At 67.8% G+C, this 20,216-nt stretch carries 19 protein-coding genes and 1 pseudogene; 13 read left to right on the top strand and 7 right to left on the bottom strand.

What is annotated here, in order from left to right; all coding sequences use genetic code 11:
• Positions 1 to 23 precede the first annotated feature (23 nt).
• Positions 24 to 881, bottom strand: coding sequence for an alpha/beta fold hydrolase (locus ACLJQ7_RS07785; protein ID WP_410647441.1), 858 nt, complete (start codon positions 879 to 881; stop codon positions 24 to 26).
• An 84-nt stretch (positions 882 to 965) separates the two neighbouring features.
• Positions 966 to 2,378 (bottom strand): M20/M25/M40 family metallo-hydrolase, encoded by a 1,413-nt coding sequence (locus tag ACLJQ7_RS07780; RefSeq protein WP_410647440.1) that lies wholly within the window; start codon positions 2,376 to 2,378, stop codon positions 966 to 968.
• 373 nt (positions 2,379 to 2,751) lie between these two features.
• Here ACLJQ7_RS07780 and pdhA point away from each other — a divergent pair, with 373 nt between their 5' ends.
• The 8 genes and pseudogenes from pdhA (at position 2,752) to ACLJQ7_RS07740 (ending at position 11,393) form a co-directional block, all read left to right on the top strand.
• On the top strand, positions 2,752 to 3,957 hold the full coding sequence (gene pdhA, locus ACLJQ7_RS07775; RefSeq protein ID WP_410647439.1) for a pyruvate dehydrogenase (acetyl-transferring) E1 component subunit alpha: 1,206 nt from the start codon (positions 2,752 to 2,754) through the stop codon (positions 3,955 to 3,957).
• A 1-nt stretch (position 3,958) separates the two neighbouring features.
• On the top strand, positions 3,959 to 4,951 hold the full coding sequence (locus tag ACLJQ7_RS07770; RefSeq protein ID WP_410647438.1) for an alpha-ketoacid dehydrogenase subunit beta: 993 nt from the start codon (positions 3,959 to 3,961) through the stop codon (positions 4,949 to 4,951).
• 16 nt (positions 4,952 to 4,967) lie between these two features.
• Entirely contained in the window at positions 4,968 to 6,317 is a 1,350-nt protein-coding gene (locus tag ACLJQ7_RS07765) for a dihydrolipoamide acetyltransferase family protein (RefSeq protein ID WP_410647437.1), read from the top strand.
• 148 nt (positions 6,318 to 6,465) lie between these two features.
• On the top strand, positions 6,466 to 7,035 hold the full coding sequence (locus ACLJQ7_RS07760; RefSeq protein WP_410647870.1) for a TetR/AcrR family transcriptional regulator: 570 nt from the start codon (positions 6,466 to 6,468) through the stop codon (positions 7,033 to 7,035).
• 32 nt (positions 7,036 to 7,067) lie between these two features.
• Positions 7,068 to 8,999, top strand: a complete 1,932-nt coding sequence (locus ACLJQ7_RS07755) for an ABC transporter ATP-binding protein (RefSeq protein ID WP_410647869.1) — start codon at positions 7,068 to 7,070, stop codon at positions 8,997 to 8,999.
• Between the two features lie 78 nt (positions 9,000 to 9,077).
• On the top strand, positions 9,078 to 9,560 hold the full coding sequence (locus ACLJQ7_RS07750) for an FxsA family protein (protein ID WP_410647436.1): 483 nt from the start codon (positions 9,078 to 9,080) through the stop codon (positions 9,558 to 9,560).
• 90 nt (positions 9,561 to 9,650) lie between these two features.
• Positions 9,651 to 10,007 (top strand): annotated as a pseudogene (locus tag ACLJQ7_RS07745) (helix-turn-helix domain-containing protein); the annotation flags it as partial.
• Between the two features lie 327 nt (positions 10,008 to 10,334).
• Complete coding sequence (locus ACLJQ7_RS07740; protein ID WP_410647868.1) at positions 10,335 to 11,393, top strand: ATP-binding protein; 1,059 nt, start codon at positions 10,335 to 10,337, stop codon at positions 11,391 to 11,393.
• A gap of 72 nt (positions 11,394 to 11,465) precedes the next feature.
• Here ACLJQ7_RS07740 and ACLJQ7_RS07735 read toward each other — a convergent pair whose 3' ends face one another.
• Together ACLJQ7_RS07735 and ACLJQ7_RS07730 are read right to left on the bottom strand one after the other, a co-directional pair.
• Entirely contained in the window at positions 11,466 to 12,074 is a 609-nt protein-coding gene (locus ACLJQ7_RS07735) for an SCP2 sterol-binding domain-containing protein (protein ID WP_410647867.1), read from the bottom strand.
• A gap of 68 nt (positions 12,075 to 12,142) precedes the next feature.
• Entirely contained in the window at positions 12,143 to 12,778 is a 636-nt protein-coding gene (locus ACLJQ7_RS07730) for an SCP2 sterol-binding domain-containing protein (protein WP_410647435.1), read from the bottom strand.
• 126 nt (positions 12,779 to 12,904) lie between these two features.
• Between ACLJQ7_RS07730 and ACLJQ7_RS07725 the strand changes: the two genes are divergently transcribed.
• On the top strand, positions 12,905 to 13,570 hold the full coding sequence (locus tag ACLJQ7_RS07725) for a TetR/AcrR family transcriptional regulator (protein WP_007032385.1): 666 nt from the start codon (positions 12,905 to 12,907) through the stop codon (positions 13,568 to 13,570).
• On the opposite strand, the gene ACLJQ7_RS07720 is transcribed toward ACLJQ7_RS07725, so the two are convergent.
• Both ACLJQ7_RS07720 and ACLJQ7_RS07715 read right to left on the bottom strand, forming a co-directional pair.
• On the bottom strand, positions 13,553 to 14,398 hold the full coding sequence (locus tag ACLJQ7_RS07720; RefSeq protein ID WP_410647866.1) for a MaoC family dehydratase: 846 nt from the start codon (positions 14,396 to 14,398) through the stop codon (positions 13,553 to 13,555). The two genes, ACLJQ7_RS07725 and ACLJQ7_RS07720, sit on opposite strands and share 18 nt — an antisense overlap.
• Positions 14,399 to 14,400: 2 nt before the next feature.
• Complete coding sequence (locus ACLJQ7_RS07715; protein ID WP_410647434.1) at positions 14,401 to 15,774, bottom strand: 3-oxoacyl-ACP reductase; 1,374 nt, start codon at positions 15,772 to 15,774, stop codon at positions 14,401 to 14,403.
• A 92-nt stretch (positions 15,775 to 15,866) separates the two neighbouring features.
• On the opposite strand from ACLJQ7_RS07715, the gene ACLJQ7_RS07710 reads away from it, so the two are divergent.
• The 4 genes from ACLJQ7_RS07710 to ACLJQ7_RS07695 all read left to right on the top strand — a co-directional run bounded on the left by ACLJQ7_RS07710 (position 15,867) and on the right by ACLJQ7_RS07695 (position 19,545).
• Positions 15,867 to 17,156, top strand: a complete 1,290-nt coding sequence (locus ACLJQ7_RS07710; RefSeq protein ID WP_410647433.1) for an acetyl-CoA C-acetyltransferase — start codon at positions 15,867 to 15,869, stop codon at positions 17,154 to 17,156.
• A gap of 68 nt (positions 17,157 to 17,224) precedes the next feature.
• Positions 17,225 to 18,178, top strand: a complete 954-nt coding sequence (locus ACLJQ7_RS07705; protein ID WP_410647432.1) for an ATP-binding cassette domain-containing protein — start codon at positions 17,225 to 17,227, stop codon at positions 18,176 to 18,178.
• The gene (locus tag ACLJQ7_RS07700) at positions 18,175 to 18,978 is read left to right on the top strand and encodes an ABC transporter permease (protein ID WP_125779924.1); all 804 of its coding nucleotides are present in this window, start codon (positions 18,175 to 18,177) and stop codon (positions 18,976 to 18,978) included. Before ACLJQ7_RS07705 ends, ACLJQ7_RS07700 begins: the two co-directional genes overlap by 4 nt.
• 195 nt (positions 18,979 to 19,173) lie before the next feature.
• On the top strand, positions 19,174 to 19,545 hold the full coding sequence (locus tag ACLJQ7_RS07695) for a YciI family protein (RefSeq protein WP_410647431.1): 372 nt from the start codon (positions 19,174 to 19,176) through the stop codon (positions 19,543 to 19,545).
• Positions 19,546 to 19,601: 56 nt separating this feature from the next.
• On the opposite strand, the gene ACLJQ7_RS07690 is transcribed toward ACLJQ7_RS07695, so the two are convergent.
• The gene (locus tag ACLJQ7_RS07690) at positions 19,602 to 20,108 is read right to left on the bottom strand and encodes a DoxX family membrane protein (protein WP_410647430.1); all 507 of its coding nucleotides are present in this window, start codon (positions 20,106 to 20,108) and stop codon (positions 19,602 to 19,604) included.
• Positions 20,109 to 20,216 lie beyond the last annotated feature (108 nt).

Below are 20,216 nucleotides of genomic sequence, written 5' to 3'. Positions count from 1 at the left end.
CCGAGGCGGCGGTGAGGCGTGGGTCAGCCCAGGAACTCCCGTAGCGCGGCGGCGAGATCGGCCGGGTTGTCCTCGGCCATGTGGTGCCCGGACTCGATGGCGAAGCCGCGCACGTCGTCGGCCCATTCGCGCCATACCGCGATCGGGTCGCCGTACAGCTCGGCCATGTCGTCGCGGCTGGACCACAGCATGAGCATCGGGCAGCCGACTTTCCGCCCGGCCGCTTTGTCTGCGTCGTCGGCCTCGCGGTCGGGCCCGAGCCCGGCGCGGTAGTCCTCGAGCATCGCGTGGACGGTCTCGGGATCGTGGATCGCGCGCAGGAAGTCGGCGTGGTTCTCCGCGCCCATCGCCTCGGGATCGCCGCCGTACCAGGCGTCCGGGTCGGCGTTGATCACGCGCTCGGCGGGTTTGGCGAGCTGGCCGAAGAAGAACCAGTGCCACCATTTCCGGGCGAAGTTCGCGTCGGCGCGGGCGAGCGCCTCACCGATCGGCACGCCATCGAGGATGACCAGCTTGGTGACCGCTTCCGGATGGTCCATGGCCAGCCGATGCGCCACGTAGCTGCCGCGGTCGTGCCCGGCGACGGCGAACCGTTCGTGGCCGAGATGCCGCATGAGCGCGACAATATGCCTGGCCATGGCGCGTTTCGAGTGCGCCGAGTGGTCTTCGGCGGTCTCGGGTTTCGAGGATTGGCCGTAGCCGGGGAGGTCCGGGCAGACGACGGTGAACGCGTCCGCGAGCCGGGGCGCGACGTCGTACCAGGTGGTGTGGGTGCGGGGATGTCCGTGCAAAAGCACGAGGGGCGGCCCCGATCCGCCGTGGCGGACCCTGAGGGACACCTCGCCCGTGTCGACGTTCTCGAGCTCGAAACCTTCGAACATGATCCCCCCGCGCCTGAGATGAAGGACTCCTTCATTGCAAATTTTGCGATGAAGGAGTCCTTCATTGCAGCGTGAGCGGGGAAATCAGCTTCGGGCGTGCGCGTCCAGGATGTGCGCGACCGCCTCGGTGACCCGCTGCGCGAAATCGATGTTCAGCCACTCGTCCGGCACGTGGATGTTCGAGTCCGGCCCGCAGGCGCCGGTGACCACGAACTGCGCCTCCGGGTACTTTTCGCCGAGCAGCCCCATGAACGGGATCGACCCGCCCATGCCGTAGCTCTTGTGCGGCGCGCCGAAGACCTCGCCGCTCACGTGGTGCAGGGCCTCGTCGAGCCACGGCGCGGTGTCCGGCGCGTTCCAGCCGTTCTCGGCCTGGAAATCGCCGAGCTCGACCGAAGCGTCGTACGGCACGTCGGTGGTGAGGACACGGCGGACCGCCTCCATCGCGGCCTTCGCGTCGGCCGTCGGCGGGAGGCGGAAACTGAGCGTGAGCGTGGTGCTGTCGCGCAGCACGTTGCCCGCGTCGGCCGGGAGCGGGAAGCCCTCCGCGCCGATCACCGAAAGCGTCGGCCGCCACGAGTTGTTGAGCAGCAGTTCCAGATCGTCGTCGGAGACCGTCCGGCCGACCACCGGGAAGAGCGTCTTCGCCGCGCCGGGTGCGATCTCGACGACGCCGCGCGCCTCGTCGACGCGGTTTTCCGGGATGTCGACGCTCAACTCGGCGAGCTTGATCTCACCGGTCTCGACGTTCTCGATCCGGTCGAGCAGGGCACGCAGGACGCGGAACGAGCTCGCCACGATGCCGCTGGCCATGCCGGAGTGCTGCGCGGACTCGAGCACCTTCACGGTGACGTTGACGTGCAGCATGCCGCGCAGGCTGGTGGTCAGCCACAGGCGCTTGTAGTCGGTGCCGCCGGCGTCGAGGCAGACGACCAGCGAGACCTCGCCGAGCTTCTCCTTCAGGTGCTCGACGTAGGCGGGCAGGTCCGGGCTGCCGGACTCCTCACCCGTCTCCAGCAGCACGACCGCGCGGGAGTGCGCGCCGCCGGCGGCGCGCACGGCCTCAATCGCCGTCGTCGCCGCGTAGCCGGAGTAGCCGTCGTCGACCGCACCGCGGCCGTACAGGCGCCCATCGCGGATCACCGGCGTCCACGGGTCGAGCCCCTCGGACCAGCCGCCGACCGGGGGCTGCTTGTCGAGGTGCCCGTACATGAGCACGGTGCCCTTTTCGGCCGCCTCGGAAGTCGCCGGGATGTCGACGACCAGCAGCGGGCTGCGGCCTTCGAGCTCCACGACCTCGAGCGTCGCGCCGGGGATCTCCCGTGCGGCGATCCAGGACCGGACATGCTCGACGGCGGCGGCCAGATGGCCGGTCTTCGCCCACTCGGAGTCGAACGCCGGCGACAAGGCGGGGATCGCCACCAGGCCGGACAGGCTGGGAAGGACGTCGTTCGTCCAGTTCGAAACCACGGTTTCGCGTACGGATTTCTGCTCCACGTCCGCCATCCTGCCACGGCTCCGCGGGCGTGTGATGGATCACAGCGGCGGGCACGGATCGTCATCGATCAAGCCACCCATGACACCCGTCCGGGTCCGCCACCCCCTGGTCGGCCCGCGGGTGAATCCCCTACTTTCGGCGGCCCCACACTCGGGCTTCCTAGCATTTTCCCTGATCAGGCACCCTTTCTCAGCAACAAATCAGCATCCGCCACTGACCAAAACGGCGTCCGGCATGCCAGGATGTGCGCACGAACCGTCAACGCCGACGGTGACCCAGCGCTTCAGATCCGACGCGCTGGTCCCCGCCGGCGCAGTCACTGTGGCCGCCACAAGTGGCCGCCAGAGGCGCCGACATCAAGGAGAGCAGCGCATGCCGTCCGAACACTGGACGCACCCGGAGCCTGGAGATGGTCCCGCCGCCGTAGCGGCGCAGCCTTCCCCCGAACAGGTGATCGCCGGTTTGCGAGCAACGAGCGAAGGTGGCGCTGAGCTGACTCAGCTGCTCACCCCCGAAGGCGAACGAGTCGCCTCGCCGCAATTCGACCGCTACGTCGACGACATCGACACCGAAGCCCTCAAGGGCCTGTACCGCGACATGGTCCTGGTCCGCCGCGCGGACCGCGAGGCCAACGCGATGCAACGCCAGGGCCAGCTCGGCATCTGGGTCCCGCTGCTCGGGCAGGAGGCCGCGCAGATCGGCTCCGGCCGCGCGCTGCGGAAGGGGGACATGGCGTTCCCCAGCTACCGCGAGCACGGTGTCGCGTACGCCCGCGGCGTCGACCTCAAAGAGGTGCTCGGGATCTTCCGTTGCACCGACCACAGCGGCTGGGACTACAAGGCCCACGGCTTCCACCCGTACACCATCGTGATCGGCAACCAGGTGCTCAACGCCGCCGGTTACGCGATGGGCCAGAAGTTCGAAGGCAAGGTCGGCGACGACGACAGCGAAGCGACCATCTGTTACTTCGGTGACGGAGCGACTTCGCAGGGCGACGTCCACGAAGGCTTCGTCTGGGCCGCCGTCTACGACGCGCCGCTCGTGTTCTTCTGCCAGAACAACCAGTGGGCGATCTCGGAGCCCACCGAACGCCAGTCGCGCCTGCCGCTGTACCAGCGCGCCCGCGGCTACGGCTTCCCCGGCATCCGTGTGGACGGCAACGACGTCCTCGCCTGCCTCGCGGTCTCCCGCTGGGCGCTGGAGGAGTGCCGCCACGGCAACGGCCCCGTGCTGATCGAGGCGTTCACCTATCGGATGGACGCGCACACCACCACCGACGACCCCACCCGCTACCGGCTCTCCGACGAGCTGGAGGAGTGGAAGCTGAAGGACCCGATCGAGCGCGTCCGGGCGTACCTCGCCCGCGGTGGCGGCGCCGACCAGGCGTTCTTCGACCAGGTGCAGGCCGATTCGGACGCGTTCGCGGCGGAGCTGCGCGAGTACTGCTTCAACATGCCCGAACCGCCACCCGAGCGGATCTTCTCCAACGTGTACGCGGAATCCACGCCGCTGCTGGACGCGCAGCGCGAAGAGTTCCTGTCCTACTTGGACGGTTTCGTCGGGGCGGAGGGACACTGAAATGAGCGACCTCCAGAAACTCACCATCGGCAAGGCGATCAACCTCGGCCTCCGGCGCGCCATGGAAGAGGACCCGAAGGTCCTGATCATGGGTGAAGACGTCGGCAAGCTCGGCGGCGTCTTCCGCATCACCGACGGCCTGCAGAAGGACTTCGGTGAGCAGCGCGTCCTGGACACGCCGCTGGCCGAGTCGGGCATCATCGGCACCGCGGTCGGCCTCGCCGTCCGCGGTTTCCGTCCGGTGTGCGAGATCCAGTTCGAGGGCTTCATCTTCCCCGGCTTCGACCAGATCTCCAGCCAGGTCGCGAAGCTGCACTACCGGACCCAGGGCAAGATCAAGATGCCCATCGTGATCCGGGTGCCGTTCGGTGGCGGCATCGGCGCGGTCGAGCACCACTCGGAGTCGCCGGAATCGCTGTTCGCGCACATCCCCGGGCTCAAGGTCGTGTCGGTTTCGAACGCCGTCGACGCCTACTGGGGCATCCAGCAGGCGATCAAGTCCGACGACCCGATCCTGTTCTTCGAACCGAAGAAGCTGTACCACTCGGGCGCGTTGAAGGCCGAGATCGACACCGATGCCACGCCGGACGAGCTGTTCAAGTCCCGCGTCGTCCGCGAGGGCACCACGGCCACCGTCGTCGCGTACGGCCCGTCGGTGAAGGTCGCACTCGACGCGGCGGCCGCCGCCGAGGACGAGGGCAAATCGCTCGAGGTCATCGACCTGCGGACGCTGTCCCCGCTCGACCTGGAGCCCGTGTTCGAGTCGGTGCGCAAGACCGGGCGGCTCATCGCGCTGAGCGAGGCGCCGTCGGAATCGTCGCTGACCTCGGAGATCGCCGCGCGCGTGCAGCAGGAATGCTTCTACTCGCTGGAAGCCCCCGTGCTGCGGGTGACCGGATTCGACACGCCGTACCCGCCCGCCAAACTCGAGGAGCACTACCTCCCCGACCTGGACCGGGTGCTGCACACCGTCGACCGTTCGCTCGCCTGGTAAGGGGGAAGTTCCTGAAATGCCCGAGTACAAACAATTCCCCCTCGCCGACACGGCCGAGGGGCTGACCGAGGCCGACATCATCGCCTGGCAGGTCAAGCCGGGTGACAAGGTCACGGTCAACCAGATCGTCGTCGAGGTCGAGACCGCGAAGGCCGCCGTAGAACTGCCCATCCCGTGGGCGGGCGTGGTCACCGAACTGCTCGTCGAACCGGGCCAGACGGTGGAGGTCGGCGCACCGATCCTCACCATCGACGTCGACCCGGACGGCAAGGCGGCCCCCGCACCCACCGCCGCGCCCGTGGCGGAGGAGCCGGCGGAAGAGGAGATGAAGCCGCTGGTCGGCTACGGCTCCAAGGCCGTCGTCACGCAGCGGCGTGCGCGCAAGGGCGCGGCTCCGGCCGCCGCGCCGGTGGCTGTGGCGCCCGAGCCCGTTGTGGCTGCTGTGGCTGCTGTGTCTTCTAAGCCGAAGGGCGGGTACGTGCCCCTGGCGAAGCCGCCGGTGCGCAAACTCGCCAAGGAACTCGGCGTTGACCTGCACGCGCTCACCGGCTCCGCCGACGGCGGCGTCATCACCCGTGACGATGTGCGGGCGGCCGCCAACGGTTCCGCCGCTCCGGCCGCCACTGTGTCGGCTGTGTCCAGTGTGGACAGTGGCTACGATCCCGCGACGCGGGAACGCCGGGTGCCGATCAAGGGCGTCCGCAAGGCCACCGCCGCCGCGATGGTGCAGAGCGCCTACACCGCCCCGCACGTCACGGAATTCCTCACCATCGATGTCACGCCGATGATGGAATTCCGGGAGAAGCTCAAGAAGTCGCGCGAGTTCGCCGGGGTCAAGGTCACCCCGCTGACCTTCGCGGCGAAGGCCGTCTGCCTGGCGGCCAAGCGCACTCCGGACGTCAACGCGGTGTGGGACGAGGCGGCGCAGGAGATCGTCTACAAGGACTACGTGCACCTCGGGATCGCCGCGGCCACCCCGCGCGGGCTCGTCGTGCCCAAGGTCCGCGACGCGGATTCGATGTCCCTGAAGGAACTCGCGATCGCGCTCACCGAGCTGACCGACGTCGCCCGCGAGGGCAAGACCACCCCGGCGGCCATGCTCGGCGGCACGATCACCATCACCAACGTCGGCGTCTTCGGCGTCGACACCGGGACGCCGATCATCAACCCCGGCGAGTCCGCGATCCTGTGCCTCGGCGCGATCAAGGACACCCCGTGGGTGGTCGACGGCGAGATCAAGGTGCGCAAGGTGCTCCAGCTTTCGCTGAGCTTCGACCACCGCGTGGTCGACGGGCAGCAGGGTTCGGAGTTCCTGGCCGACGTCGGCGCCCTGCTGGCCGACCCCGCGGTCGCGATCACCTACTGACGTTTCGCGCGTGAAGGCCCCCTTCCCTCGGCTGAGCCGAGGGAAGGGGGCCTTCACGCGCTTCGGCCTTAATCGCTTGACGGAGTGAGCGCTCACTCCGCAGAATGGAGTCATGACAGAAACCACCTCCCGGCGGAGAGCGCCGGGGATGAGTGCCGAAGAGCGGCGCCGGATGATCGTCCAGTCCGTGCTGCCCTTGCTGGTGGAGCACGGCGCCGGTGTCACGTCGAGCCAGATCGCGCGCGCCGCGGGCATCGGCGAGGGCACGGTCTTCCGCGTGTTCAAGGACAAGGACGAGCTGTTCGCCACCTGCTTCGCCGAGGCGCTGAAACCCGACCAGGTACTCGACGCGATCGCGGTCATCGACCTCGACCAGCCCCTCGATGACAGGCTCATCGAGGCGGCCGACGCGCTCAGCGCGCACCTCCAGCGCATGGGCGCGCTCATGGCGGTCATGCACGGCTCCGGCAAGCGACCGGAGCATCACCACGGCGACCGCAGGGACCGGCGAAAGGAGTCGATGAGCGCCATGCGCGACGCCATGGCCGAGCTGTTCGAACCGGAGAAGGACCGGCTCCGCCTGCCGCCGACGCAGTCCGCGGCGCTTTTCCTGTCGTTGCTGTTCAGCGGCCGGATCCGGTTCAGCGAAACCGGTGACGAACCCACCACGATGGAGCTCGTCGACGTGTTCCTCAACGGCGCCTTGGCGGCCGCGTGATCGGCCCGCCCGGTGGAGGACTCGAACTGTTCATGGCGCGCGGCGGCAGGCGACGCCGTCCGCCGTCGACGGTGCCCGACAGCGGGCTGACCGGCCCGGTCGACATCCCGGAGCCCGAGCCCGAGGCACTCCCGAAAGATCTGAAGTCCCGGCTCAACCGCATGTGGGTCAACATCGCGGGCACGGTCCGCGGCCTGCCGAAGGTCGCGAAGCTGACGTGGCAGGCAAGCCCGGTGCTGACCATCGTGATCACCCTGGTGACCCTGCTTTCCGGTCTCCTCCCGACGGCGACCGCGTACATCGCGAAGCTGCTGATCGATTCCGTGGTCGCGGCGATCCAGGGGCACGGGACGAAGAGCGCGATCGTCGGTGTCGCCCTCTTCCAGTTCGGCATCCTCGTGCTCACCGCGATTTCGCAGGCGCTGACCACCTACGGCCAGTCACTGCTGCAGGAACGGATGACGCTGACCATCCGCCACCAGGTGATGGACCACGCGAGCGAACTGCACCTTTCGTACTTCGAGGGTTCCGCGTCCTACGACATGCTGCGCCAGGCCGCGCAGGAGGCGCCGACGCGGCCGCTGTCGATGATGAACTCGGCGCTGGGCTTGATCCGGACGTTGATCACCTTCGGCAGCATGATCGCGCTGCTCGTCTCGATCAGCCCGCTGCTGGCGCTCGTCGCGCTCGTGGCGCCGATCCCCGCGTTCATCTCCCAGTCGAAGTACGGCGCCCGCGCGTTCTGGCTGACATTGATGATGTCCCCGCTGAAACGGCGAATGGACTATCTGTCCTCTTTGGTCACCACGGACACGTACGCCAAGGAGACCAAGCTGTTCGGGCTCGGCCCGTACTTCGTCGACCGGTTCCAGCGGCTCGGCCAGGTCTTCTACGACCGGCAGCGCACACTGACCCGCAAGCGCAGCGTCAGCTCGACGTCGTGGGGGATGCTCAGCACCGCCGCCGGGTCCGCGATCGCGCTGTACATCGCACTGGAGGCCGTCGGCGGCAGACTCACCCTCGGCGATCTCGCGCTGTACACGGCCGCCGCGGCGTCGGTGCAGACGTCCGTCCAAGGGTTGTTCACCGCGTTTTCCGGGATGTACGAGAACAATCTCTACCTCGACACGCTGTATCGCTTCCTCGGGACGAAACCCGAGATCGCCGCACCGCCGGAGCCACGCCCGCTTCCGTCCACTGTGGAGGGACACATCCGGTTCGAGGAAGTATCCTTCACCTATCCCGGGGCGGCCGACCCCGCTCTCGACGGTGTGAGCTTCGAGATCCGGCCGGGCGAGACGGTCGCCGTCGTCGGCCGCAACGGCGCCGGGAAGTCGACGCTGTTCAAGCTGCTGTGCCGGCTGTACGACCCGACGGGCGGGCGGATCCTGCTCGACGACGTCGACATCCGCGAGTACGACCCGGTGGAACTGCGGCGGCGGATCAGCGCCATGTTCCAGGACTACGTGACGTATCAGGGCACCGCGTCCGAGAACATCGGGCTCGGCGACCTGACACACCTCGTCGACCGCGAACGGATCGAGACGTCGGCGAAACGGGCCGGCGCCGACGAGCGGATCGAGCGCCTGCCCAGCGGCTACGACACCCCGCTCGGCCGCTGGTTCGACCAGGGCGTCAGCCTGTCCGGTGGCGAATGGCAGAAGATCGCGCTGGCCAGGGCGTTCCTGCGGGAAGCGCCGATCCTGATCCTCGACGAACCGACGTCCGCGCTGGACGCCCAGGCCGAGCACGACCTCTTCTCGCGGCTGCGGGAGCTTTCGGAGGGGCGCACGACGCTGTACATCTCGCACCGGTTCTCCACCGTCCGGCAGGCGGAGCGGATCCTGTTGCTGGAGCACGGAAAGGTCGCCGAGTACGGGACGCACGACGAGCTGATGGCGGCGAAGGCGGGCTATGCCGAGCTGTTCACGTTGCAGGCCGCCGCGTATCTCGACGAGGCCTGACGATGCGCCGGATCGGTTGACTCAGGTCACCGTATCGGGGGTTGGGAGCAAAACGGGCAAGCCGTACGTTGTCCAAGTATGGCTGTCGCGTTCCTGCTCTATGTCGTCGCCGAGATCGCCGCCGTGTGGGCGGTGGGCTCGGCCGTTGGCGTCCTCGGCACGATCGCGCTGCTCTTCGCCGGCGCGTTCGTCGGCTCGTGGCTCGCGCGCCGCGAGGGCGGCCGCGCCTTCCGGGCGTTCGCCGAGTCCGCGCGGCTCGGCCGTCCGGCCGACGCGGAGAAGGAACTCACCGACGGGATGCTGATCGGGCTCGGCGGCCTGCTGATCCTGCTGCCCGGTTTCGTCAGCGACGTCATCGGCCTGCTGTTCATCCTGCCGCCGACACGGAGTGTCGCGCGGAAGGTCTGGCAGAAGCGGATGGCGCGCCGGGCGGTCAAGTTCGCCAACCGCACACGCGGGCCGGTGATGGTCGTGGACAGCGAGGTCGTCGTGGACACGCCGCCCGCCGAGGCCGCCAAGAAGCAGCCGCAGGTCATCGAAGGTCGCATCATCGAGGGCTGAAGAGCGCCTTTCAGCCTCCACTCGACTTCGCCACTAGCTTCGCCACTACACTGCTAGTGGCGAAGCTAGTGGCGAAGCTAGGACGGCGGCGTGCTCAACGAAGAACTCACCGAGATCATCGCAAATCTGCGTGCGCTCGGTGGTGATCATGCGTTCGTGGAGGCCAAGCGCGCCGAGACGAAACTTCCCAAGAGTGTCCGCGAGACGCTTTCGGCCTTCGCCAATACCAACGGGGGCGTGCTGATCCTCGGCCTCGACGAAACCCGCCGGTTCGAAGCGACCGGTGTTCGGGATCCGGCGAAGCTGGAAGCCGATCTGGCCTCGATGTGTTCCGAGAACCTGGAACCACCCCTCCGACCGCTGATCGGGACGCACCGGTTCGAAGGCGCTGACCTGGTAGTGGCCGAGATCCCCGAACTTCCCCCCGGCAGTAAGCCCGCGTACAACCGCGGCACCGGCATGACGCAGGGAAGCTTCATCAGAGTCGCCGACGGTGACCGGAAACTGAGTCCCTACGAGGTCCAGTTGATGGTGGCGAACCGTGGGCAACCGCGAGACGACGAGCAGCCCGTCCCCGGCACCACGGTCGCGAACCTCGACGGAACACTGACCGGGACCTTCCTGAGTCGCCTCCGTCGTCACCGCGGCCGGGCCTTCGCGAACCTCGACGACGCCTCGGCACTGCGCCGCGCGAAAATTCTCGTCGGAGACGAGTTGTCGTTGGCCGGGCTCCTGTCGTTGGGCGAGTATCCGCAGGAGTTCTTCCCTCAGCTCATGCTGACCTTCGTCCACTACCCGACCCAGTCGGGACCAGACCCCCGAAGCGGTACGAGGTTCATCGACAATGTCGCGGCCGAAGGGCCGATTCCGGCGATCGTCGACGAAGCTCTTGTCGCCCTCCGTCGCAACATGAAGCGCCGATCGACGATTCGCGGCGCGGGACGAGCCGAGACTTGGGAATACCCCGAAACGGCTTTGCGCGAAGCCGTGGTCAACGCCCTGGTCCATCGCGACTACTCCGGCCCATCACACGGAACTCAGGTGCAGGTCGAGATGTATCCCGACCGGCTCGTCATCCGCAATCCCGGCGGCCTCTACGGATCGGTTCGCGAAGAGAACCTCGGGGTGGAGGGCACTTCCTCAGCCCGGAACGCGACCTTGCTGAAGATCCTGGAAGACACCCCGCTGCCGGGTTCGGACCGCCCCATCTGCGAAAACCGCGGCTCCGGAATCCCGGCGATGCTGGCGGCCATGAGAGACGCCAAGCTCAGTCCACCGCGGTTCGCCGATGACATCTCCACTTTCTCGGCCACCTTCCCCAATCACACGCTGATGGGAGACGGCGCCGTGCAGTGGATCGCGTCGCTTCGCGAACATGGGTTGACCGACAGCCAGTGTCATGGCCTCGCGATGTTGTTCCACGGCGAGACGCTCAACAATCAGGCTTACCGCAACGCCAACAACCTCGACTCTCGTGTCGCCACCGAAGAACTCGGCGATCTGGTCGCCCGCGGACTGCTCGTGCCGACCGGCGGAAGGCGGTACGCGCACTACACACTTGCCGACGATGTCGTTCCAGTGCCCGCGGACGGCACGGTGCGGGAACAACGTCGCGCCGATCGCCGTGAGGAAATTCTTTCGGCACTCGACGAAAGGGAAGCAAGTCGCGCCGATCTTGTCGCGGAGACCGGTCTTCCCGATCGGACGGTATCCCGCTGGATCGGCGTCCTCCTCCGTCAAGGACTGATCGAAGCGACAGAGAAGAATCTGCGCAACCCGAATATCCGCTATCGCCGGACGCGGCAACGAACCCTCGACGAAACGAGTGGCTAGGCGCTGTCCTGCAAGTCTTGTCCGCGGTCTTCGCGCCCAGGCGGCCCATCGAACAGACTCAACGGACACGGCCTAGGTCCCGCTCGGCTTCGGGATGTCGAAGTACCCGCTGAACCGCACGGCCGGCGCGTACTCGCCCTTGACCTTCACCTTGCCGGTCACGAACATCGCCGCCACCGCCGCGTTGCCGGTGGCCATCCGGATGAAGTCGTCGACGGACAGCGTGATGGTGGTGTCCGGAGTGCGCGCGAGATCGGTGCTGGAAACGCAGACGCCGTCTTCGATGACCGTTTGAAAGCGATCGAAACCGTCTTCTCCGTCACCATCGGTGAAACGCCACGCGACGACGAAGTCGACATGCCGCGCGCGTTCGGGAACGAAATGGTCCGACATTCTGCGGAAAATCTCGTCGAGGAAAGCCGAACGCAGTTCCGGGTGATCGGAGATGGCCTTGAGCTGCTCCCGCGACGCGCGTTGCACGACGTCGACGAGTACCTCGGTCTCCAGGGAGCTCAGCTCGATGCCCGCGCCGGTTTCACCCAGCATGTGCAGGGTTTCCAGGACTTGGGTGAACTGCTCAGGGGTCAGTTTGGTGAGTTCGAGTTTCTCCGCGAAGGCGTTGACGACGTGCTCGCCACCGGTGCGCGTTTTGTGCGTCCTCGGCGGACGGGAAAGGCGCACCTTGTCCCGCCAGCGCCGGTTCGGGGAATTTCGGGGCACGGCACGGAAGTGTATCTGCTCGGCCGGGTTCAGGACGGCTTCGGAAGGTCGAAGAAACCGATCAGACCGGCCGCGAACGCCAGGTCACCTTTTACTTTGATCTTTCCGGTGACGAATAGCACAGCGGGCGTCGCCTGGTGGGTGATGAGCCGGAAGAAGTCGACGGGCGCGATCGTGATCGTCACCCTCGGCTTCTCCCTCATGTCCCGATCCACCGTGCACTCGCCGTGCGAGATCACCGTCTCGTAGCGGTCGTATCCGCCGTCGCCGGTGCCGCCGGACAGCCGCCAGTGCACCACGGCGTGCAGGCTCTTCGCGCGGTCCTGCCGGATGTGAGCGCCCATGCGGTCGAAGATCTCGCGCAGCACGCGCTCCCGGAGCGGCCGTTCGGCGACGACGCTCTCGAGTTGGGCACGCGAGGCGCGCGCGACGAGGTTCGCGAAGCGGGCCGGGTCGACCTTGCGGAGGTCGAACGCGGGCGCGGACTCGGCGAGCCGTCCGAGCGCGGTCAGCAGCCGCCGGACGTCGTCCTTGCCGAGGTCCTTCGGGTCGATGGCACCCGCGACCTCGTTGACGTCGAGAGAGTGCGCTTCGGCCGAATCCGGCTCGATCCGTTCCAGCGCGTCGACCAGCGCGCGGCCGGTCAGCCCCACGGTCTCGGTCATCTGCCCTCCAGCTCGCCTACCCAGGCGTAAGGCTACCCGCCAGTAGGTAGGCGGGCAAGCGTGCCGAAATCACCCTCACCGGTGGCAGCCCGGTAGCGTCTCACGCGAACTAAGGGGAGGTCCTGAGTGTCCGAGGAAGTACCGCGTCCCGCCGAACGCGCCAAAAGGCTGCCGAGAGCGGTGCGGGAACGCCAGATCCTGGACGCAGCGGTCTCGGTGTTCTCGCGCTACGGCTATCACTCCGCGTCGATGGACGAGATCTCCGAGGTCGCCGGCGTGTCCAAGCCGATGATCTACACCTATCTCGGCTCGAAGGAAGACCTCTTCGGCGCGTGCATCCGCCGCGAAGCCACCCGCCTGCTGGAGGCGGTTCAGGACGGGATCAAGCCCGACCTGCCGCCCGACATGCAGCTTTGGCACGGGCTCCGCGCGTTCTACCGCTTCGTCGCCGACTACCGCGAGTCATGGACGGTGCTGCACCGCCAGGCCATGACCGTCGGTGGCGCCTTCGCCGCGGAGATCACCGACATGCGCACCCGCGCGATCGAGCTGGTCGCTGCGCTGGTCGTCTCCGCCGGCACCCGCAAGGGCCTCGGCGAGCAGGCCGAATTCTCCGGCGCCGGGCTGTCCGCCGCGCTGGTCGGGGCGGCCGAGTCGCTGGCCGACTGGGCGCTCGACCACCCCGATGTCTCCGACGGCGTGCTCGCCTCGTGGTTGATGAACCTGGTGTGGCTTGGGTTCAACGACCTCGTCGAGGGCGAGATCTGGAAGCCGTCAGAGAGCGACGACTGAGCCCTCCAGGTGCGGCTTCGGCTTGCGCGCGTTCCACAGCTCGAAGGCCCATCCGTCGCCTTCACTCCAAGTGGTGAAGGCCGCCTTGGCGGGCAGCAGGACCGGCTGCTTGAACTTGACGTCGACGGTGAACGCCTCCGGCAGCCTGCCCTCGAACGCCGCGAGCGCGTGCGCCTTCGTCCACATGCCGTGCGCGATCGCGGCCGGGAAGCCGAACGCCTTCGCGGTGATCGGGTGCAGGTGGATCGGGTTGCGGTCGCCGGAGACCTCGGCGTAGCGGCGGCCGATGTCGCCAGGCACGTGCCAGATCGCCTTGGCCGTCGGCTGGGAGAGCTGCCCGCGCGAAGCCTTCTCGCCGCTGCCGCCACCGCGGCGCAGGTACGTGCTGACGTCCGTCCACACAGGACTGTCGCCGACGAGCAGCTCGCTGACGACGTCGAACTGCTTGCCCTTCTCGTGCGGGCGCAGATCCTCGGCGCGCACGCGGAGGGTGAACGATTCGTCGAGCCGCAGCTGCCGGTGCTGGGTGATCCGGTTCGCGACGTGCACCATGCCCAGCAGCGGGAACGGGAAGTCGGCCTCGGTCATCAGCGCCATCTGCAGCGGGAACGCGAGGATGTGCGGATACGTCGCCGGGAGCACGTCGTCCAGCCGGAATCCGCACACCTGGTTGTACGCGGCGAGGTGCGCCGGGTCGACGACGACGCCCTCGCGGACGAACTCGGTGCCCGGCAGCGTGGTCCCGCCGCTCTTGCGCAGTGACCCGAGCAACGCCTTGGGGTACAGCGAAGACAGGCTCGGCGACTCGTGGAGTTCCTTGACGGCCATGCTCATGCCCCCAGCAGTGCCTGGCCGCAGACGCGGACCACGTTGCCGTTGACGGCGGCCGAAGCCGGGTTCGCGTACCAGGCGATCGTCTCGGCGACGTCGACCGGGAGCCCGCCCTGGCCGAGGCTGGACAACCGCCGCCCGGCCTCCCGGATGAACAGCGGGACGGCGGCGGTCATCTTGGTCTCGATGAAACCGGGCGCGACGGCGTTGATCGTGCCGCCGTACTGCGTCGATTGGCCCTCGGCGGGAGGACGTGCCTCGTACCTGGCGAGCTTCGGCGCGCCGTCGTTCACCATGCCGATGACGCCCGCCTTGCTGGTGGCGTAGTTGGTTTGGCCGACGTTGCCCGCGATACCGGCGATCGAGGAGACGCCGATGATGCGGCCGTTCTCGTGCAGCACCTTGTCGGTCACGAGCTTCTCGTTCACCGCGAGCTGCGAGGCGAGGTTGACCGCGATGACCGAATCCCAGCCGCCTTCGGTCATGTTGCCGAGCGTCTTGTCCCGCGTGATGCCCGCGTTGTGCACGACGATGTCGACGCCGCCGTGGCGCGTGGTCAGGTACTCGGCGAGCTTGTCCGGCGCGTCGGCGGCGGTGATGTCCAGCTGCAGCGACGAACCGCCGACCTTGTTGGCCACCTTGGACAGATCCGCGCCCTGCGCGGGGATGTCGAGCGCGACGACGTGGGCGCCGTCGCGGCCCAGCACCTCGGCGATGGCGGCGCCGATACCGCGGGAAGCGCCGGTGACCAGGGCGACCTTGCCTTCGAGGGGCTTCGCCCAGTCGGCCGGGGCGGAGGCGGTCTTGGTCTCGGTGCCGACGCGGATGACCTGGGCGTCCACGAAGGCGGACTTCGCCGACAGCAGGAACCGGAGCGTGGACTCAGTGGCCTCTTCGGCGCCTTCGGCGACGTACACGAGCTGGGCGGTCGCGCCGCGCTTCAGTTCCTTACCGACGGAGCGCACGAAGCCTTCGAGCGCGCGCTGGGCGATCCGCTCGTGTCCTTCGACCAACTCCGGTGGGGTTCCGAGGACGACGACGCGGCCCGACGACCCGACGCTCCGGATCACCGGGTGGAAGAAGGAGTAGACCTCGCGAAGCTGCTTCGGGTCCTTCACGCCTGTCGCGTCGAAGACGAGCGCGGCGTGCTTGTCGGCGGCCGTCGAGAGGACCTCGATGCCCGCGCGGTGCAGCTGCGCCTCGATCACCTTTTCGAGGCGACCGCCCGGCGCGGCACCGAGAAGTGCGGGACCCTCGAGAGGGGGCTGGCCGGGCTTGTACCGGCGCAGCGTGGCGGGATTCGGCAGGCCGAGCTTCGGCACCACGAACTTCCCCACCGGGGATTTCGTGAACTGCTGGTACCTGTCAGCCATTGCATGCCTCCCGTGCAGTTTGCATCACGTCGCATTCTAACCTACTCGCTAGTAGGTTACAGTGTGAGAGAGCCTACGGAGGAGTGGAAAAAATGGCCACGAAAAGGACGGCACCCGTGCGCAAGGTCGCGATCATCGGCGGCAACCGGATCCCCTTCGCCCGCTCGAACGGTCCGTACGCGCAAGCGTCGAACCAGGACATGTTCACGGCCGCCCTCGACGGCCTGGTCAGCCGCTTCTCCCTGCAGGACGAGGTGATCGGCGAGGTCGCCGCCGGCGCCGTGCTCAAGCACGCCCGCGACTTCAACCTCGCCCGCGAAAGCGTCCTCGGCAGCAGGCTGAACCCCGCCACCCCCGCCTCCGACGTGCAGATGGCGTGCGGCACCGGCCTCCAGGCGATCGTCAACGTCGCCAACAAGATCGCCCTCGGCCAGATCGACTCGGCCATCGCGGGCGGCGTCGACACCACGTCCGACGCGCCGCTGGCGGTCAACGACGACCTGCGCCAGATCCTCGTGCAGCTCAACGCCGCGAAGACGCTCCCCGAACGGCTGAAGCTCGCCGCGAAGCTGCGCCCCGGCCACATCGTCCCCGAGATCCCGCGCAACTCCGAGCCGCGCACCGGCCTGTCCATGGGCGAGCACGCCGCGCTGACCGCGAAGGTCTGGGAGATCACGCGCGAGGCGCAGGACGAACTCGCCGCGACCAGCCACCAGCGCCTCGGCGCCGCGTACGACAAGGGCTTCTTCGACGACCTGGTGACGCCGTACCTGAAGCTGGCCCGCGACCAGAACCTGCGGCCGGACTCCAGCGTCGAGAAGCTCGCGAAGCTCAAGCCCGCCTTCGGTGGTCCTGACGGCACGATGACCGCGGGCAACTCGACGCCGCTGTCCGACGGCGCGTCGACGGTCCTGCTCGCGACCGAGCAGTGGGCGAAGGCGCGGAAGCTGCCGGTGCTCGCGTACCTGACGTTCTCGCAGACCGCGGCCGTCGACTACGTCCACGGCGACGAAGGCCTGCTGATGGCGCCCGCGTACGCCGTCCCGCAGATGCTCACGCGCGCCGGGCTCACCTTGCAGGACTTCGACTTCTACGAGATCCACGAGGCCTTCGCGTCGCAGGTGCTCGCCACCCTCAAGGCGTGGGAGGACCCGCAGTTCGCGAAGTCGAAGCTGGGCCTCGACGAGCCGCTCGGCTCCATCGATCGGGCGAAGCTGAACGTCAACGGTTCTTCGCTGGCGGCCGGGCACCCGTTCGCCGCGACCGGTGGCCGCATCGTCGCCACGCTCGCGAAGCTGTTGAACGAGAAGGGATCCGGCCGCGGACTCATCTCGATCTGCGCCGCCGGCGGCCAGGGCGTCACGGCGATTCTCGAAAAGTAGCGTTCGCCCGCAGCGGATCGGGGAAAAACCCGGGTGCCTTTGTCGGTGCCCGGGTCTAGGTTGGCCGCATGTTCGCAGTTCAGGCGAAAGCGCTGGTCAAAACCTACGGGTCCACCCGGGCGCTCGACGGGGTCGACCTGTCGATCCCGACGGGCAAGGTGCTGGGCCTCCTGGGGCCGAACGGCGCCGGGAAGACGACGACGGTCCGCATCCTGACCACGCTGCTCCGCCCGGATTCCGGCGAGGCGGAGGTGGCCGGGCACGACGTGCTGGCCAACCCCGACGCCGTCCGGCGGTCCATCGGGCTGTCCGGGCAGTACGCCGCCGTGGACGAGAACCTCACGGGGTTCGAGAACCTGTACATGGTCGGCAGGCTGTACGGGAGCAAGAAGGCCGCGGCGAAGTCCCGGGCGCGTGAGCTGCTCGCCCGGTTCCGGCTGGAGGACGCGGCGGACCGCCCCGCCAAGACGTACTCCGGTGGTATGCGGCGACGGCTCGACCTCGCGGGCGCGCTGGTCGCCGAGCCGACCGTGGTGATCCTCGACGAACCGACCACCGGGCTCGACCCTCGCGGCCGGATCGACACCTGGGAGGTCATCAAGGAGCTCGTGGCCGACGGCACCACGGTGCTGCTGACCACGCAGTACCTGGAGGAGGCCGATCAGCTCGCCGACTCGATCGTGGTGATCGACAAGGGGAAGGTCATCGCGCGCGGCACTGCCGACGAACTCAAGCAGGAGATCGGCGGCGAGCGGCTGGAACTGGTCGTGGCGAACACGAGCGACCTCGCCCTCACCACGCAGGTGCTGACCGAGGTCGGCTCGGGGACGCCGTCGGTCGACGAGCACACCCGCAAGGTCGACGTCCTGGTCGAGGGCGGGCCAAAGGCGTTGATCGAGGCGCTGCGGCGGCTGGACGGCCACGGCGTCGCCATTCAGGACGTCGCGCTGCACCGGCCGACGCTCGACGACGTCTTCCTTTCGCTGACAGGGCACGCCACGGACGAGGGGGACAAGAAGTGAGCGCGGTCGCGAAGGCCTTTTCCGACGGTGGCGTGATCACCTGGCGGAACCTCAAGAACGTCCAGCGCAACCCGGACTGGCTGATGGCGGCGACCCTGCAGCCGATCATGTTCGTGCTGCTGTTCGCGTACGTCTTCGGCGACGCGATCGGCGGGGAAGCGGGCGGCCTCGCGTATCGCGAGTTCCTGATCGCGGGCATCTTCGCGCAGACGGTCGCGTTCAACTCGGCGTTCACCGTGATCGGCTTCGCGAACGACCTGCAGAAGGGCATCATCGACAGGTTCCGTTCGCTGCCGATCTCCCGCCTCGCGGTGATCTTCGGCCGGACGACGTCGGATCTGGTGATCAGCGTGGTCGCGCTGGTCGTCATGTCGCTGTGCGGGCTGCTCGTCGGGTGGCGGATCCGCGGCAGCTTCCTCGACGCGGTGCTCGGCTACCTGGTGATGCTGATGTTCGCGTGGGCGCTGTCCTGGGTCGGAGCGTGGATCGGGCTCGTCGCGCGCAGCGTCGAGGTGGCGCAGAGCGCCGGGCTGATGTGGATGTTCCCGCTGAGCTTCATCTCGACGGCGTTCGTCCCGGCGGACAAGCTGCCGGGCGTGCTGAAGGCGATCGCCGACTGGAACCCGTTCACCGCGGTGATCAACTCGGCCCGCGACCTGTTCGGAAACCGCTTCGGCGCGGCGCCGACGGGCTGGCCCGCCGAGAACGCGTCGTTGTACGCGATCCTGTGCTGCGTCGCCATAATCGCGATCTTCGCGCCGCTCGCGACGGCCCAGTACAAGAAGGTCGCGAGCCGCTAGGGTCGCGTGCTCCTTGCTCGCCTCACACGTGTCGTCCGTCTGATCACACGTGTCGTCCGTCTGATCACACGTGTCGTCCGTCTGATCACGCCACCGGGAATCTTTCTGAACGAAATGTCGAACCGCCGTCGAGCCGCTCGACGCGTCGGTGAAGGCGGGGTAGAAACAGCCCCGCCAAGACACTGAGGAGCAGCGATGCGGTTTCTGATGATGCACCGGCTCGACGAGAGCGCCCCGGAAGCCTGGAACCCGAGCAAGGAGTTCATCGAGAAGATGGGCGCCTTCATCGAGGACTCGTTCGAGAAGGGCATCTTGATCACGGCGGAGGGGGTGCACCCGTCCGAGCGGGGCGCGAAGGTCCGCAAGGGGCGCGGCGGCAAGATCACCGCGACCGACGGCCCGTTCACCGAGGCCAAGGAGGTCATCGGCGGGTTCGCGCTGATCAACGCCAAGGATCTGGCCGAGGCCGTCTCGTTCGCCGAGTCCTACGCCGCGCTGTTCGACGAGATCGAGGTCGAGGTGCGCACGGTCGTCGAGGCGGAGGACATCGAGGCCTTCACCTCATGACCCCACGCATTTAGTCCTCTGGATGCGAGACGCATCCAGAGGACTAAATGCGGGCGTTATTTCGTGATGGCCTTCTCGGCCTTCTTCGCCAGCTTCTCGGCGTGCTTCTCCGTCTTGGAGGCAGCCCGCTTCGCGCGCCAGCCGAGCGATGGCTTGCCCGCGGTGTCGGCGGCGGCCAGCAGCAGGCCACCGGCGAGGCCGGCGTTCTTGATGAACTGGATCTGCTGCTGCTGACGCTCGGCCGGTTCCTTGATCTCCCAGAACCGGTGCGCGGCCAGCGTCGTCGGGACGAGGCTGCCGAGCAGCAGCAGCGAAGCCAGGCGCGGCGCCTTGCCCGCGGCGAGCGCGACCCCGGCGCCGACCTTCACCGCGGCGTCGATGCGGATGAGGGTGGCAGGGTCACGCGGCACCGACGCCGGCACCACGCCTTCCAGCTTGTCGAAGGACTCGGTGAGGAACGGCTCCGCGGCTTTGGCGTGCCCCTGGGTGTCCCTCAGCGCGCCGATCCCACCGGAGATGAAGATCGCGGCGAGGAGCGGTCGTGCGACGCGACGGAGAATCACGGTCGTAACCTTTCTGATCCGGACCCGGGAAACAAACCTAACCCCAGTCTTCCCGCCCGCCACGTCACCCAACCGCGCTAACGGTGTATCCAAGAATATTTCTCTGAC

Origin of the sequence: Amycolatopsis sp. cmx-4-54 (assembly GCF_046548895.1) — a bacterium.
Lineage (GTDB): Bacteria > Actinomycetota > Actinomycetes > Mycobacteriales > Pseudonocardiaceae > Amycolatopsis.
Note: the sequence above shows the minus strand (reverse complement) of the source record. Positions and strands in the feature narration are given on the sequence as shown.